The 15,365-nt window shown below is 71.0% G+C and carries 14 protein-coding genes; 7 read left to right on the top strand and 7 right to left on the bottom strand.

Annotated elements, in window-relative coordinates; translation table 11 throughout:
- Window positions 1-66: 66 nt before the first annotated feature.
- The 4 genes from msrA to ACX25U_RS13275 all read right to left on the bottom strand — a co-directional run bounded on the left by msrA (window position 67) and on the right by ACX25U_RS13275 (window position 5,035).
- Window positions 67-783, bottom strand: coding sequence for a peptide-methionine (S)-S-oxide reductase MsrA (msrA, locus tag ACX25U_RS13260; protein ID WP_454391807.1), 717 nt, complete (start codon window positions 781-783; stop codon window positions 67-69).
- A gap of 126 nt (window positions 784-909) precedes the next feature.
- Window positions 910-2,025: a hypothetical protein gene (locus ACX25U_RS13265; protein ID WP_454391809.1), complete on the bottom strand. Its 1,116-nt coding sequence runs from the start codon at window positions 2,023-2,025 to the stop codon at window positions 910-912.
- 57 nt (window positions 2,026-2,082) lie between these two features.
- A complete protein-coding gene (locus ACX25U_RS13270; RefSeq protein ID WP_454391811.1) occupies window positions 2,083-3,714 on the bottom strand; it encodes a M48 family metalloprotease in 1,632 nt (543 codons plus the stop codon).
- Between the two features lie 202 nt (window positions 3,715-3,916).
- Window positions 3,917-5,035, bottom strand: coding sequence for a hypothetical protein (locus ACX25U_RS13275; RefSeq protein WP_454391813.1), 1,119 nt, complete (start codon window positions 5,033-5,035; stop codon window positions 3,917-3,919).
- Window positions 5,036-5,163: 128 nt separating this feature from the next.
- Between ACX25U_RS13275 and ACX25U_RS13280 the strand changes: the two genes are divergently transcribed.
- Window positions 5,164-6,318 (top strand): cystathionine gamma-synthase, encoded by a 1,155-nt coding sequence (locus tag ACX25U_RS13280; RefSeq protein ID WP_454391815.1) that lies wholly within the window; start codon window positions 5,164-5,166, stop codon window positions 6,316-6,318.
- Between the two features lie 3 nt (window positions 6,319-6,321).
- Here ACX25U_RS13280 and ACX25U_RS13285 read toward each other — a convergent pair whose 3' ends face one another.
- The 3 genes from ACX25U_RS13285 to ACX25U_RS13295 all read right to left on the bottom strand — a co-directional run bounded on the left by ACX25U_RS13285 (window position 6,322) and on the right by ACX25U_RS13295 (window position 7,820).
- A complete protein-coding gene (locus tag ACX25U_RS13285; protein ID WP_454391817.1) occupies window positions 6,322-6,570 on the bottom strand; it encodes a hypothetical protein in 249 nt (82 codons plus the stop codon).
- Between the two features lie 48 nt (window positions 6,571-6,618).
- A complete protein-coding gene (locus ACX25U_RS13290; RefSeq protein WP_454391819.1) occupies window positions 6,619-7,122 on the bottom strand; it encodes a sigma factor-like helix-turn-helix DNA-binding protein in 504 nt (167 codons plus the stop codon).
- A 191-nt stretch (window positions 7,123-7,313) separates the two neighbouring features.
- Window positions 7,314-7,820, bottom strand: a complete 507-nt coding sequence (locus ACX25U_RS13295; protein WP_454394249.1) for a MarR family winged helix-turn-helix transcriptional regulator — start codon at window positions 7,818-7,820, stop codon at window positions 7,314-7,316.
- A gap of 162 nt (window positions 7,821-7,982) precedes the next feature.
- On the opposite strand from ACX25U_RS13295, the gene ilvA reads away from it, so the two are divergent.
- The 6 genes from ilvA (at window position 7,983) to ACX25U_RS13325 (ending at window position 15,349) form a co-directional block, all read left to right on the top strand.
- Window positions 7,983-9,212, top strand: a complete 1,230-nt coding sequence (gene ilvA / locus ACX25U_RS13300; protein WP_454391821.1) for a threonine ammonia-lyase — start codon at window positions 7,983-7,985, stop codon at window positions 9,210-9,212.
- A 245-nt stretch (window positions 9,213-9,457) separates the two neighbouring features.
- Window positions 9,458-10,471, top strand: coding sequence for an ATP-binding cassette domain-containing protein (locus ACX25U_RS13305; RefSeq protein WP_454391823.1), 1,014 nt, complete (start codon window positions 9,458-9,460; stop codon window positions 10,469-10,471).
- Window positions 10,468-11,319, top strand: a complete 852-nt coding sequence (locus ACX25U_RS13310; RefSeq protein WP_454391825.1) for an ABC transporter permease — start codon at window positions 10,468-10,470, stop codon at window positions 11,317-11,319. The genes ACX25U_RS13305 and ACX25U_RS13310 overlap by 4 nt, the downstream gene beginning before the upstream one ends.
- Before the next feature lie 493 nt (window positions 11,320-11,812).
- Entirely contained in the window at window positions 11,813-12,265 is a 453-nt protein-coding gene (locus ACX25U_RS13315) for an SRPBCC family protein (protein WP_454391827.1), read from the top strand.
- Window positions 12,266-12,510: 245 nt separating this feature from the next.
- Complete coding sequence (locus tag ACX25U_RS13320) at window positions 12,511-13,758, top strand: IS256 family transposase (protein WP_454382163.1); 1,248 nt, start codon at window positions 12,511-12,513, stop codon at window positions 13,756-13,758.
- A gap of 313 nt (window positions 13,759-14,071) precedes the next feature.
- Window positions 14,072-15,349 carry an ATP-binding protein gene (locus tag ACX25U_RS13325; protein ID WP_454391829.1) on the top strand — a complete coding sequence of 426 codons (1,278 nt, stop codon included), beginning with the start codon at window positions 14,072-14,074 and terminating at the stop codon, window positions 15,347-15,349.
- Window positions 15,350-15,365: the final 16 nt, after the last annotated feature.

Below are 15,365 nucleotides of genomic sequence, written 5' to 3' on the forward strand. Positions count from 1 at the left end.
GACTCACGGGACGTCCGGCGCCGGACCGAGACCCATCCCGGCAGTCAAACGGCTGAGTGTCGCTTGCTACTCATCGACTTCCGGAGCCGGCGCGACGCCCGTCGGGCACGACGCACCCCAGTTGGTCTCGAACGGGGTGCTCAGCTCGGCCCCCGTCCCCCCGAGCCCGCAGTAGCCGTTCGGGTTCTTGCTGTCCGAAAGGTACTGCTGGTGATACGCCTCCGCCGGGTAGAAGGGGCGGCCGTCGGCCGGGAGGATTTCTGTGGTGATCGTGCCGTGGCCCGATGCCGTGAGGACCTTCTGGTACGCCTCGCGGGACGCTTCCGCCGTGGCTGCCTGGGCGGGGGTGTGGGTGTAGATCGCGGAGCGGTACTGGGTGCCCACGTCGTTGCCCTGGCGGAAGCCCTGGGTGGGGTCGTGGGACTCCCAGAAGGTCTTCAGGAGGCGGTCGTAGGAGATGATCTTCGGGTCGTAGACCACGCGGACCGCCTCCGTGTGACCGGTCAGGCCCGAGCAGACCTCCTCGTACGTGGGGTTCTCGGTGTAGCCGCCCTGGTAGCCCACCAGGGTCGTCCACACGCCCGCCGGGAGTTGCCAGAACTTGCGTTCGGCGCCCCAGAAGCAGCCCAGGCCGAAATCGGCGATCTCCAGGCCCTCGGGGTACGGGCCGAGGAGCGGGTTGCCGAGGACCGTGTGGCGGTCGGGGGCCTCGAACGCGGGCGTGGGCCGGCCCTTGAGCGCCTGCTCGGGGGTGGGCAGCTGCGGCGTTCGGCCGAAGAGCATGAGGGTCTCCCTGTCGGTCTGGGGCGGGCCCGTCCGTCACAACGGACCCGCCGGTTCCGCCGCTCTCGCGGTGTGCGGGCGACGGCACTCAGAACAACGATCCCGGTGCCGCCCGCATTCCAGCGCTCAGGCGGCCGGCTCGGCGGCTGCGGCCACCGCCGCGGCCGAGGCGTCGCGGACGCCGCAGTAGTACTCGGCCATGTCGCCCCGGTAGCGCCACGGCAGAGCGTTCACGTACCCGTCGACCAGCTTGAACTGCTCGAGCGCCGCCTCGTCCCGGTCCTGCAGCGACAGGTAGTACGCCAGCAGGTGCCGCAGCTCCGGCAGCCGCGGATGCGCCGGATCGGCCGCCGCCGCGTCGGCGAGGGCGGCGTCGACCCGGGCCACCATCTCGGGCGTGCGGTCGACGGCGCTGTCCTCCGACTCGTCGTGCTCGTAGTGGGCGATGAGCGGCAGGGCCGTGAGCAGGCTGCCCAGCGGCGCGTCGGCCGCGGCCCGCTCGGCGAACTCGGTGGCCAGACGCTCAGAGCCGCGCCACTTCGCACACCAGTACTGCAACGCCGAGAAGTGGGCCTCGTAGTGGTGCGGAGCGCGGGCGGTGATTTCCTTCCACAGCTTGTCCATCTCGGAGTTCGGGTAACCGAGACCGAGCGCCACCCAGATCTCCGCGATGTACGGCGTGGGGTCGTCGGGGTTCAGGGCGGCGGCCCGCGCTATCTCCTCGCGGGAGCGTGCCAGCATCCGGTGGAAGCCCTCGAACTGTTCCTGGGTCGTGTGGTTGGCCCGCTGGGCGCCTCGTATCCTCCAGGCGAGGATGACGGTGCTGCGGGCCCTGAGCACGGCGGCGTCCGGGTCGTCGGGGTGCTCGGTCTCCCAGGTGATCAGCCAGGTGTCGTCCTCGGCCGCGCGCTCGGCCAGCAGGAAAGCGACGGCGGACCGGCGCTCCCAGTCGCGGCCGGTGCTCCGCAGTACGTCGGCGGCGGGCCGCCACTCCCCGCCGCGCACCGCGCTCAGTGCTGCCGCCCAGTCGGCGGGCAGCGGGGCCGCGTGGTCGATGTTCTGCCGCTCCGGGGGGAGCAGACCGAACTTCTCGGCGGCCTCCGAGCTGCCCTCGGCGCCGCCCTCGGCACTCGGCGAGCGGGATTCCTTCACGTATTCCTTTACGAAGACCCAGGCCATCCACAGGATGAAGAGCAATGTGGGGACGGCCAGGATGCCCAGGATCCACAGCAGGACAGTCATCGGGGGTGCGAGTCCGTTTCTCGGTCGTCGGGGGAGGTCGGGTGGGAACGGAAAGGCTCAGGCGGTCCGTGCCGGAGGCAGCAGCGCGCGCAGCGGCCCGGTGTCGGGGCGGTCGGCGAGCGCGGCGTCCACGGCCGCGTCGAGTACGGCACCGGCCTCCGTGTCCTCGCCACCGTCGGCGGTGACTCCGGGAAGGCGCGCGGTCGCGGCCCGTTCCCAGGAGAACTCCCAGCTCACCAGCGAGTGCGCGCTGAACTCGGCCAGCACCATGGTCCGCAGCGAGTCACGCATCACCGGGCGGACGAACTCGCGGAAGGCGCGGCCCTTCGCGGCCGCCGCCTCGTCGGACAGCGGCAGCCGCTGTGCCAGCCGCCACAGCTGCCCGTCGTCGATCACCGTCAGCAGCCCGGGCAGGGTCGGCCGGTCCTTGGTGTAGAAGGCCAGCGCCCGGTGCAGCGGGGTGTCGAGGGAGGTGAGGGACTCGGCCATCGCGGCGTCCAGCAGCTCGTCCCAGTCGGCGGTACGGCGGAACGTCCGTGCCTCCTCCGTCAGGACCACGTCCTCCAGGGCCGCCAGGGTCCGCTCCGGGTCGGTGAGCAGGTCGAGCGCGACGCCCTTGGCCTCCTCTGCGCGTCCGTCGGCGGGCAGGGCCTCGATCCGGCGGACGCGTTCGGCGATCGGCGGGTGCGAGTCGTACGGGGACGCGGGCTCGTCCGGCACCTGCGCGCGCAGCCGTACGAGTTCCAGTGCGCGGGCGCTCAGCATCCGGCCGAAGCCGCCGAAGAACTCACCGCGCGGCGGCATCAGCCGCGCTCGTACGCCGAGCGTGGCGTAGCACTCGAGGTAGAAGTCGTGCGCGGAGGCGAGGGCCGGGATCTCGCGCAGCGCCGACGAGGTCGCGTCGCGGCCGGCGATCCGGGCGGCGGTCAGATCCGCCGCGTACTCCTGGTCGCGGGCCGTCGTCAGTGAGGCCCGCAGGTAGAACTCGCCGTACCGCGTGTAGACCCAGGCCATCGTCCGGTACGTCAGCCCGGACCCCGACGTGTCGATCTCCTTGGCCTTCTTGCCCTTGGCGGCGGCCTTGGCGGCGGCCTTCTCCTGGCGGGCGCGCTCCTTGGCCGCCGTGTGGTCGGCCTTGGTGTGGAGCTGTCCGACGATCCGCTCGATCTGCTCCCGGCCCCGGACGACGACGGCGGACAGCCGGGTGTCGCCGCCGGTGAAGTGGCCGTACTCGTGGGCGAGTACGGCGCGCAGCTGGGCCTCGCTCAGCCCGGTCATGAGCGGTACGCCGAGGTAGAGGCGGCGTGGGCCGGGGAGCAGGCCGAGGAGCCGCGGCCGCTCGGTGACGCCCGCGTTGACGTCGCCGGTGAGCACGATCCGGTCGGGGGCGCGGGTGCCGGCGGCGTCCGCGAGTTCCCGTACCAGCGCCCACAGCCGGGGCTCGTCGGCCTCGGTGACCGGCAGGCCCGCCATGCCCTCGTCCTTCGGCGTACGGAGCATGAACATGCCGCGTACGGCCGGGATGGCCAGCAGGACCGAAACGACCACGATCTTGCCGGCGGCCGGGCCGGGCGCCCAGCGCAGCGCCGCCGCGTCGAGGGCGGCCAGCGCCGCGAGCAGGACGAGGTTCAGCCCATGGAAGCCGAGCAGCAGTGCGACGGCGCGCAGCGCGCGCAGAGTTGCGCTCATCGAGCACATCCCCCCACAGGGCCTATGAAAGCGGACATGGCGGAGCGGCGGTCGCTGGGAGGTGACCGCGCGGTGATGCGTGTGTGGGGGGAAGACGCAGCAAGCGGAGTAGGCGGAGTATGCCCCACCGCAGGTCAGAGGGCAATTCCGGCCCCGGGTCGGCTCCGGTCCGGGGCGGACACGCGGGGTTTCGCCGGGTTTCTCAGTGCAGCAGCGTCGCCGGGCTGCCGCCGTTCGCCTCGTAGCCCGCCACCGCCAGGGCCCGGTAGACGGCGAACTCCGCCGCCGGGTCCGCGGACAGCGTCCACGGCAGGGCGCCCACGTGGCCGTCGACGTGTATCAGCTGGTTCATGGCCTCCGCCCACCGCTCGCAGCGGACGAGGAAGAAGAGCAGCAGATGACGGACGTGGGCCTGCATCGGATCGTCGGAGCGGGCCGCGTGCACCGCGAAGAGCGCGCCGTGGACCGCCTTGGTCACGACCTCGCTCTGGTAGAAGCCCCGGACCAGGTTCACCTCGGGCAGGTGCTCGAAGACGGCGAACAGCGGCAGGGCCGCCAGCAGCGAGCCCTGGGGTGCGCGGGCGGCCGCGGCCTCGGCGAACGACATCGCCAGCTCGCGCGAGCCGTGCCACTTCTCGCACCAGTAGTGCAGGGCCGCCAGATGCGCCCCCATGTGGTTCGGCGCGCGGTCGAGGATCTTCAGCCAGAGCTTCTCGAACTCCGGCTGCGAGTACGCCAGGCCACGCGCCACCGACAGTTCGACGATGCAGGGGATCGGGTCGCCCGGGGCGAGCAGCGCGGCCTGGCCGCACGCCTCCCTGGCCTCCTCCATGATGATCCGGAACTCGTCCGTGCCCGGCGCCGCCGTACGCCACGCCTGCTGCACCAGGAACTCGGCGTGCACCGCCGCGCCGCCCGGGTCCTTGGGCGCCTCGGCCCGCCACACCCGCAGCCACTGCCCGCCCGGCGCCTCGCTGACCCCGCCCGGCCGCTGCTGCAGCTCCAGCGAGGCGGCGCCGGCGAAGGCCTGCACGCGCTGCCAGCGCAGCTCGTCCTCCTTCTCCGTGCCCGCGAGGAGCTGGGAGGCCGCGCGATAGTCCTGGGTCCGCTGCACCAGGTCCAGGACGTCCAGCAGGTCCTGGTCGGATCCGGGCAGGCGGACGTCCAGTTGCTCCTGCCGTACGAATCCGTAGTTCGCCGGGTCCGCGCCGTCCGGGTGCCCCGCGGGCACCTGCTCGATGACGCCGCGCCTGCGCCGCAGGTACGGAATCAGCACGAAGCCCAGCATGACCAGTGCCATCAGGACCCAGAGAATCTCCATGCCTCAAGCGAACCAGACGGCGCCGACAATTGGCCAACCCGTCCCTCCGGCCTGTGGAAAACCCGGCCGCGGGCGAGGTGGGCCCTGTCGTCCGCCACCACTCCCGCAAGCGCACTACCCTCGGGCCCATGAGTGACAGGCACATCAGTCAGCACTTCGAGACGCTCGCGATCCATGCGGGCAATACCGCCGACCCCCTCACCGGGGCGGTCGTCCCGCCCATCTACCAGGTCTCGACCTACAAGCAGGACGGCGTGGGCGGCCTGCGCGGCGGCTACGAGTACAGCCGCAGCGCCAACCCGACCAGGACCGCCCTGGAAGAGAACCTCGCCGCCCTGGAGGGCGGCCGCCGCGGCCTCGCGTTCGCGTCCGGACTGGCTGCCGAGGACTGCCTGTTGCGCACGCTGCTCAGTCCCGGCGACCACGTCGTCATCCCCAACGACGCCTACGGCGGCACGTTCCGCCTCTTCGCCAAGGTCGTCTCCCGGTGGGGTGTGGAGTGGTCGGTGGCGGACACCGGCGACCCGGCCGCCGTACGGGCCGCGATCACCCCGAGGACCAGGGCCGTGTGGGTGGAGACCCCCTCCAACCCGCTGCTCGGCATCACCGACATCGCCGCCGTCGCCCAGGTCGCCCGGGACGCGGGCGCGAGGCTCGTCGTCGACAACACCTTCGCCACGCCGTACCTGCAGCAGCCGCTCGCGCTCGGCGCGGACGTGGTCGTGCACTCGCTGACCAAGTACATGGGCGGTCACTCGGACGTCGTCGGCGGCGCGCTGATCGTCAGCGACACGGCACTGGGCGACGAACTGGCGTACCACCAGAACGCCATGGGCGCCGTCGCGGGCCCCTTCGACTCCTGGCTGGTGCTGCGCGGCACCAAGACGCTCGCGGTGCGCATGGACCGGCACAGCGAGAACGCCACCAAGGTCGCCGAGATGCTGTCCCGGCACGCGCGCGTGACACAGGTTCTGTACCCGGGGCTGCCGGAGCACCCCGGTCACGAGGTGGCCGCCAAGCAGATGAAGGCGTTCGGCGGCATGGTCTCCTTCCGGGTGCGGGGCGGCGAGGAGGAGGCCGTCGAAGTCTGCAACCGCGCCAAGGTGTTCACGCTCGGCGAGTCCCTCGGCGGCGTCGAGTCCCTGATCGAGCACCCCGGACGGATGACGCACGCCTCCGCGGCGGGCTCCGCCCTGGAGGTCCCCGGGGACCTGGTCCGTCTGTCGGTGGGCATCGAGAACGTCGACGACCTGCTCGAGGACCTGAAGCAGGCCCTCGGCTGACGATCACCAGCCGCTCACGGGTGGGGTCGTCTGCGACGGCGGCTCCACCCACGGCCGGGCCGTCAGCGCCCACACGGTGAAGGCCACGGTCGCCGCGAACAGCACCAGCCACATCGCCCGGCGGGCGGCCGTCCGGCGGCACAGCATGCGTTCCCCGCGGCGCACCACGTCGTCGTACAGCTCCGTCGGCACCTGCGGCGTACGCTGCTCCAGGATCCGCCGTACGGCGGCCTCACGCTCGGTCCGGTTCACCGCGCAGCCTTCCCTCGTCCGGTCGTGTGCTCATGGCGCTCACGACGCTCATGACGCCGCCACCTCGGGGCCGCGTACCACCGGTGCCGGGCGGTCGGCCGGGTGGGTGAGCGCGACGGTCGCGCGGTCGCAGATGACGCGGACGCGGTCCACGGGCAGCCCGAGCAGAGCCGCCGCCTGCTCCTCGGCCACTCCCTCGTACAGCCTGAGGACGACGATCAGCCGCTCCTGCGGGGTGAGGGCGGCCAGCGTGCCGGGAGGCCGCCGGCGGGTGCGGCCCAGGCCGCCGTGCCGATGCCACGCCTCGCGGGCGAAGCGGGTGGCCAGGTGCCGGCGGGCGCGGTCGTACGGGTCCTCGCCGCGCAGCCGGTCCCAGCACGCGTACGTGTGCGCCAGGGCGAGGGTCAGCAGGCGTCGCGCGCGCGGGTTGTCGTCCGGGGCCTCCGCGGTGAGCAGCGTGGCGGCATGCAGCAGCCGCCCGGCCGCGCCCGCGACGAACGCCTCGAACTCCCGGGCCCGGCGAGCGCCTTGGGACGCCTGCCGTTCTCGCACCGCGCCTCCCGCCAAGGGCGACCGTGACAGCGGGACCCATTCTCGTACGACCGTTCCCGTACGGCATGCGGAACCGCGTACAGGGCCCGGTCTCATATGAGGGCAGCGACAGCCCGTCGGTCAAGAGCCGCGCGGAGGGCTCGACACCTGCCTCGGGGCGCCGGCGGTGGACCTGGGGCGGCGGAAGGAGCTCAGGACGTCGACGGCGTGTCCGTCTGCGGTGCGCCGTGGGAGGCCTGGCGGGCGGAGAGGGCGTGGTTGAAGCGGGTCAGCAGCGAGCAGAAGGTCTCGCGCTCCCCCGGCTCCCAGTCCTGGGTCAGCTCGGCCATCAACTGCCGCCGGGAGGAGCGGACCTCCTCCAGCCGCGACAGCCCGCGCGGGGACAGCTGCAGCACCACGGCCCGCCCGTCCTCGGGGTGGGAAGTGCGCTTGACGAGCCCGGTGTCGACGAGCGGTGCCACCTGGCGGGTGACGGTGGAGGAGTCGATGCCCATGCTCGCGGCGAGCGCCTTGACGCCCATCGGGCCCTCTTTGTCGAGGCGGTTGAGCAGCAGATAGGCGGCGCGGTCCATGGAGTTGCGCACCTGCCCGACCCCGCCGAGCCGGGTCTGTTCGGCACGGCGGGCGAAGACCGCCACCTCGTGCTGGAGGGTGTCGAGGAGACCGGTGTCGCCGACGGTCGTCATGTCCGTCGACATGTCGGGTGTTGTGGGCATGGCGGGGGGCTCACTTCTGAAGGGCTGCTTGGGTTGGGGGACAGGGTACGCGGCCGTGGGGCAGGGCGTACCGACGCTGCGCAAACCGGTCTCGGAGGTTGGTCACAACCGCGTCCGGCGCCCGTGAACTGCGAGACTTGCGGCATGAGCTACAGCACGGCCGGCCCGCTGCGGGCCGTCACCCTCGACGACGTGCGCGGCGCGCAGAAGATGCTCTCGGGGGTGGCGCGGGTGACCGCGATGGAGGGCAGCAGGCACCTGTCCCAGCTGGTGGGCGCGCCGGTGCACCTCAAGTGCGAGAACCTGCAGCGGACCGGGTCGTTCAAGCTGCGCGGCGCCTACGTCCGGATCGCCGGACTGCTGCCCGAGGAGCGCGCCGCGGGAGTGGTGGCCGCGAGCGCCGGCAACCACGCGCAGGGCGTCGCGCTGGCGTCGTCGCTGCTCGGGGTGCACGCCACGGTGTTCATGCCGAGGGGCGCCCCGCTGCCGAAGATCAGCGCCACCCGGGACTACGGCGCCGAGGTGCGCCTGCACGGCCAGGTGGTCGACGAGACGCTGGCCGCCGCCCAGGAGTACGCGGCCCGGACCGGGGCGGTGTTCATTCACCCGTTCGACCACCCCGACATCATCGCCGGCCAGGGCACGGTCGGCCTGGAGATCCTGGAGCAGTGCCCGGAGGTGCGCACGATCGTCGTCGGCATCGGCGGCGGCGGGCTCGCGGCCGGCATCGCGGTGGCGGTGAAGGCGCTGCGGCCGGACGTGCGGATCGTCGGGGTGCAGGCGGCGGGCTCGGCGGCGTACCCGCCGTCGCTGGCGGCGGGGCGGCCGGTGGCGATCGAGAACCCGGCGACGATGGCCGACGGCATCAAGGTCGGAAGGCCGGGCGACGTGCCGTTCGCGATCATCGACGAGCTGGTGGACGAGGTGCGCACGGTCACCGAGGACGAGTTGTCCGCCGCGCTGCTGCTGTGCCTGGAGCGGGCCAAGCTGGTCGTCGAGCCGGCCGGCGCGAGTCCGGTCGCCGCGCTGATGGGCGGCGCGGGCGACATCGCGGGTCCGGTGGTGGCGGTGCTGTCCGGCGGCAACGTCGATCCGGTGCTGCTGCAGCGGGTGCTGCGGCACGGCATGGCCGCGCAGGGCCGCTACCTGGCCGTTCGGCTGCGTCTGACGGACCGGCCGGGCGCGCTCGCCACGCTTCTGGGGGTGTTGTCAGTGGTCGACGCTAACGTCCTCGATGTGAGTCACGTACGGACCGATCCACGGCTCGGGCTCACGGAGGCGGAGGTGGAGCTGCACCTGGAGACGAAGGGCCCGGCGCACTGCGCCGAGGTCGGCCAGGCCCTGCGCGACGCCGGCTACACGGTCATCGACTGATCCGTCGGGCGACTGATCCGTCGGGCGACCGATCCGTCGGGCGGCGGAACGCCGAGGTCACCGGACCTTTGCCCTTCTCTCTGTCACTCGTTCGGGCAAATCCGTTGAGGGACGCGATACATCGCGTTATGGTGTGTCTTACGTCTCGCGGAGGTGCGCGGACGCTGCGCAGGCGAAATTCCCAGCGGAACAAGACCTGCCTCTCTAGGCTTTTCCGGCAATCCCCGACGACGTGGAGATTTCATATGCCAGGCGCCATCTATGCCGAAGGTCTGGTGAAGACCTTCGGCGACGTAAGGGCTCTGGACGGTGTCGACCTCGATGTCCCCGAGGGCACGGTGCTCGGACTTCTCGGACCGAACGGCGCGGGCAAGACCACCGCCGTCCGCTGTCTGACCACCCTGCTGCGGCCCGACAGCGGCAAGGCCGTCGTCGCCGGCCTCGACGTGCTCGAACAGCCCAACGAAGTGCGGCGTTCCATCGGCCTGTCCGGCCAGTTCGCCGCGGTCGACGAATATCTGACCGGCCGTGAGAACCTCCAGATGGTCGGCCGGCTCTACCAGATGAGGGCCGGCGCGGCCAAGGCCCGGGCGGCTGAGCTGCTGGAGCAGTTCAACCTCGCCGACGCCGCGGACCGGCCCGCGAAGACCTACTCCGGAGGCATGCGCCGCCGACTCGACCTGGCGGCGGCGCTCGTCGTCTCCCCGCCGGTGATGTTCATGGACGAGCCGACGACCGGCCTCGACCCGCGCAACCGCCAGCAGTTGTGGGACGTCATCAAGCAGCTCGTCTCCGGTGGTACGACCCTGCTGCTGACCACCCAGTACCTGGAAGAGGCCGACCACCTGGCGCACGAGATCGCGGTCGTCGACCACGGCCGGGTCATCGCCCGCGGCACCTCCGACCAGCTCAAGGCCCGCACCGGCGGCGAGCGCGTCGAGGTCGTCGTGCACGACCGCGAGCACATCCCCACCGCCCGCGAGGTGCTGCACGGCTTCGGCAAGGGCGACACCGCCGTCGAGGAGCACACCCGCAAGCTGACCGTGCCGGTCACCGGCGGTGCCAAGCTGCTGGCCGAGATCATCCGCGAGCTGGACTCCCGCGGGATCGAGATCGACGACATCGGACTTCGTCGCCCGACCCTCGACGACGTGTTCCTGTCCCTCACGGGCCACGTGGCCGAGGCCGCGGACGACGAGAACGACGCAAAGGGCGCCGACGCCAGAGACCGCAGGCGCGAGAAGGAGACCGTCAAGTGAGTGCCGTCACCGACAGCGCGCGGATCGAGCCGTCCGGCAACACCGTGTCCCAGTCCGTCCGGGACTCGCTGGTCATCGCCCAGCGGAATTTGATTCGTATGGGCCGGATTCCCGAAATGCTCATTTTCGGGCTGATCCAGCCGATCATGTTCGTGGTGCTGTTCACCTACGTGTTCGGCGGCTCGATCCAGGTCGGCTCGTCCACCTCCACCCAGGCCTACCGAGAGTTCCTGATGGCCGGCATCTTCGCCCAGACCGTCACGTTCGCCACGGCGGGCGCGGGTGCGGGCATCGCCGACGACATGCACAAGGGCCTCATCGACCGCTTCCGCTCCCTGCCGATGGCACGTGGTGCGGTGCTGACCGGCCGCACCATCGCCGACCTGGTGCAGACGACGCTCACACTCGTCGTCCTGGCGGTCGTCGCCGTGATCGTCGGCTGGCGCACGCACGAGAACTTCGGCAAGGTGCTCGCCGGATTCGGCCTGCTCCTGCTGCTCGGGTACGCGTTCTCGTGGATCGGCGCGCTCATCGGCCTGTCCGTGCGCACTCCTGAAGCGGCGACCTCGGGCGGCCTGATCTGGCTGTTTCCGCTGACGTTCATCTCGAACGCGTTCGTGGACGCGCACCAGATGCCGTCCTTCCTGCGGCACATCGCGGAGTGGAACCCGTTCAGTGCCACCGTGCAGGCGTGCCGCGAGCTGTTCGGCAACCTTCCCCCGGGCTTCCGGACGCCCGACGCCTGGCCCATGCAGCACCCCGTGTGGGCCTCGCTGATCTGGTCGGTCGTGATCATCCTGATCTTCCGTACGCTCGCGGTCCGCAAGTACCGTCGGGCGGCCGGTTGATGGCCCCGCCGGATCCTGTTCACCAAAGTTGGCCAGGCTGCGGTTGGCCTGAGTGACCATCTGAGAACGACCCGCATCGAAGCCCCCTCCTCGACTCGGAGGGGGCTCAGTGCTGTCTGATCAATGACGGAGAGTCTCCCGGCCGGACCTGACTTCTTCGCGGCCGAGTGTCACCACCACCAGCAGTATCTTTCGGACAGGAAGAACCCGGACGGCTACTGCGGACTCGGCGGTACGGGGTCAAGCCGAGTACCCCGTCCGAGACGAACTGAAGGGCGTCTTGCGCAACGGGAATCGCTCCTGCGCCTGAAGCCGTGGAGAAGTAGCCGACCGAGCCGTCCGGCGGAGAGCCTGTGCCTCGCCGCTCCTTCGCCGAGTTCGTGCCGCACCGGTACGGCCGTGCAAGAAGTTCCAGCAGACCGATGAATCTCCGCGCCCGCGGGCGTCTACAGGGGCAACAGTCCCGAACAACATGAGCCCAGGAGACGAAAAGATGAGCACCGAGCAGACCACCCCGGCCGGCGGCTTCTCCTACAAACTGACTCGAACGCTGGACGCCCCCGCCGTGAAGGTGTGGCGGGCGTGGACCACCCCCGAGCAGTATGCCCAGTGGGCTTACGCCGTCGCCGGCTCCGTCGAGATGGACGTACGGCCGGGCGGAGCGTGGAAGGCCACGATGGTCACGCCCGACGGCGGACAGTTCCCGCTGACCGGCTCCTATCTCGAGGCCGTCGAGAACCGCCTCCTGGTGGTCGGCATGGACGTACCCGGCAAGCCCGCGCCCGCGGCCATGACCATGGAACTCGACGAGCAGGACGACCACCACACGCAGATCGTGCTCCGCCAGACCTGCGACACCGCCGAGGAACGCGACATGGCCGAGCAGGGCAGCGCCATGCTCCTCGACAGTCTGAGCGCCTTCCTGGCCGACGGAGCGAGGGCCTGAACCCCCCTCACCGCTCACAGTGGGCCCTGGGTCACGCGGCAGGCTGGAACACACCCGGTCCTGTCCGCCGACCGACCGGCTGAGCAGTTCGATCCGGTCCGTCACATCGGGGTTCCGTCGAGCAATGCTCATGACTTGTGGATCGGTCTTCGGGACGGCACGCGAAGGGCGTACCTTCCCGAATGATCCTGTATCGGTCACCAAGTCAGGCCCGCGTTCGCAGCGCGGGTCGGGAAGGCACGCCCGTGCTCAGCGTAGTCAACGAAGACGGCTCCACCGCTACCGGTTCGCTGATCGACGAGATCGTGCGGGAAGGCGCCCGCCGGATGCTCGCCGCCGCGCTGGAGGCAGAAGTCGACCAGTACATAGCCGAGTTGGCTGCCGAGCGGGACGAACGCGGGCGGCGCTTGGTGGTGCGCAACGGCCACCACCGCCCCCGCACCGTGACCACGGCCGCCGGCCCGGTCGAGGTCCGCGCCCCGCGAGTGAACGACCGCCGCGTCGACGAAGCGACCGGCGAACGGCAGCGGTTCTCCTCGAAAATCCTCCCGCCCTGGTGCCGCAAGTCCCCGAAGATCAGCGAGGTCCTGCCGCTGCTCTACCTGCACGGGCTGTCCAGCGGGGACTTCGTGCCCGCCCTTGAGCAGTTCCTCGGCTCCGCGGCCGGCCTGTCGGCGGCCACCGTGAACCGGCTCACGAAGCAGTGGCAGGACGACCACACGGCCTTCCAGAACCGGGACCTGTCCGGCACTGACTACGTCTACGTGTGGGCCGACGGCGTCCACCCCAAGGTCCGCCTCGGCCAGGCCCACTCCTGTGTCCTGGTCCTGATGGGCGTGCGGCTGGACGGCACCAAGGAGCTGATCGCGCTGGCCGAGGGGCTGCGGGAGTCGACGGAGTCGTGGGCCGACCTGCTGCGGGACTGCCGCCGCCGGGGCATGCGCGATCCGGCCCTCGTCGTGGGCGACGGCGCCATGGGCCTGTGGCGGGCCCTGGCGGAGGTGTTCCCGCAGGCCAGGCACCAAAGGTGCTGGGTCCACAAGACCCGTAATGTCATGAACACGCTGCCGAAGTCCGCGCAGCCCGGAGCGAAGAAGGCCCTGCAGGAGATATACAACGCCGAGGACCGCACCCACGCCGAGAAGGCGGCCCGCGCGTTCGAGAAGACCTATGGGGCGAAGTGGCCCAAGGCCGTGAAGAAGGTCACCGACGACCTGGACGAGCTCCTGGCGTTCTACGACTTCCCCGCCGAGCACTGGATCCATCTGCGGACCACGAACCCCATCGAGTCGACGTTCTCCACGATCAGGCTGCGGACGAAGGTCACCCGAGGAGCGGGCAGCCCGGCCGCCGCCCTGGCGATGGTGTTCAAGCTCGCCGAGGCCGCCCAGGCCCGCTGGCGGGCGGTCACCGCACCCCACCTCGTCGCCCTCGTCCGCTCCGGCGCCCGCTTCGAAAACGGCCACCTCGTCGAGAACCTCGAAGCCGCCTGAACCTCAACTCACCCACAAGTCTTGACAATTACTCTTCCGTCGACTCGAACCCGGTACACCCCCTTCTTGCTGCCACCGCGCAACCGGTCCACCGCGACCGGGCGGCAGCCCGATCCCAGCGCGTCACGCACCGGCCCCGACAGGTCCTCGATCTCCGCGAGCTTTCGCATCGGCGGAACGTATCGAACAAAGCATCCGGCCGGCGGTGTGCGCCGTATGAACGCCGTCGGCGGCCGAGAGAGGCCCGCAGGGTTCGCCGTCCTGTACTCCCGCGGGGGACAATGTGGCTCCCGGCCCGGGTGAGGTGGTGGCGATGTCCGCATGGCATCTGCGGGACTATCACGACGACGATCTCGACCAGGCCATCCAGATCTGGGACCAGAGCCGCCGGGCCGACGAGGACCCGGTGTTTCCGGTCTCCGAGGTGATGGCCGCGGCCAAGGCCGGTCAGCCGGCAGTGGTCGCGATGGTGGGCGACGAGCTGGTGGGCATGGCCGTGGCCCAGGCGCACGGCAAGCGAGGGTGGGTCCTCCTGGTCGCGCTCGCCGCCCGCTGGCGCGAGCGCGGGATCGGCAGTGCTCTCCTCGGCGAGCTGGAGCGGCGCCTGCGGGCACTGGGCGTGCGCCACATCAGCGCGCTGCTGCCCGCAGGCGCCGCCGGGACGAAGGCTCTGGAGAACTCCGGCTACCGGTTGCGCGACGACCTGACCTACTACGAGAAATTCGAACCGCCCGGAGCCGCCAACGCCGACGTCCTCGCGGCACTCGGAGGCCGCATGCTGCCCGAGGGGCTCTGGGACGCCATGGCGGGCATGGAGCGGGAGAAGCACGTCGTCGAGCGCCGTGTCGTGCTCCCGCTGACGGAGCCGGCGCTGGCCGATCGTTACGGTGTCGTCCCGCCCAAGGCGATCATCCTGTTCGGACCGCCCGGCACGGGGAAGACCAGTTTCGCCAAAGCGGTCGCCTCGCGGCTCGGCTGGCCGTTCGTGGAGCTCTTCCCGTCCCGGCTCGCCTCCGACACGAGTGAGGGGCTGGCCACGGCGCTGCGGGAGGCTTTCGCGGAACTGGCGGAACTGGACTCGGTGCTGCTCTTCATCGACGAGGTCGAGGAGATCGCCGGCGTGCGGTCCGGGAAGGCGGTCGATCCCGGACACGGGGTGACCAACGAGCTGCTCAAACTCATCCCCGTCTTCCGCGAGCAGGACGCACGGCTGCTGGCCTGTGCCACCAACTCGGTCCGCTCTCTCGACGCGGCCTTCCTGCGGCCGGGCCGGTTCGACTACGTCATCCCCATCGGGCCTCCGGACCCGACCGCCCGCACGGCGATCTGGGCCCGTTACCTCAGGGACGCCACCGACACGGTCGACCTCGCACAGCTGGTCGCGGCCAGTGAGCTGTTCACGCCGGCCGACATCGAGTTCGCGGCCCGCAAGGGCGCGCAGGCGGCGTTCGAACACGAAGTCACGCACCGCCAGGGCCGGCCGGCCACCACCGGGGACTACCTGACCGCCATCGCCGACACCCGGCCGACGCTGACCGCGCAGGCGATCGAGGAGTTCGCCGAGGACATCGAGAAGTACAGCCGGCTCTGAGGCCGGCACCCGGGCT

The sequence above is a fragment of the Streptomyces sp. JNUCC 63 genome (assembly GCF_054366325.1).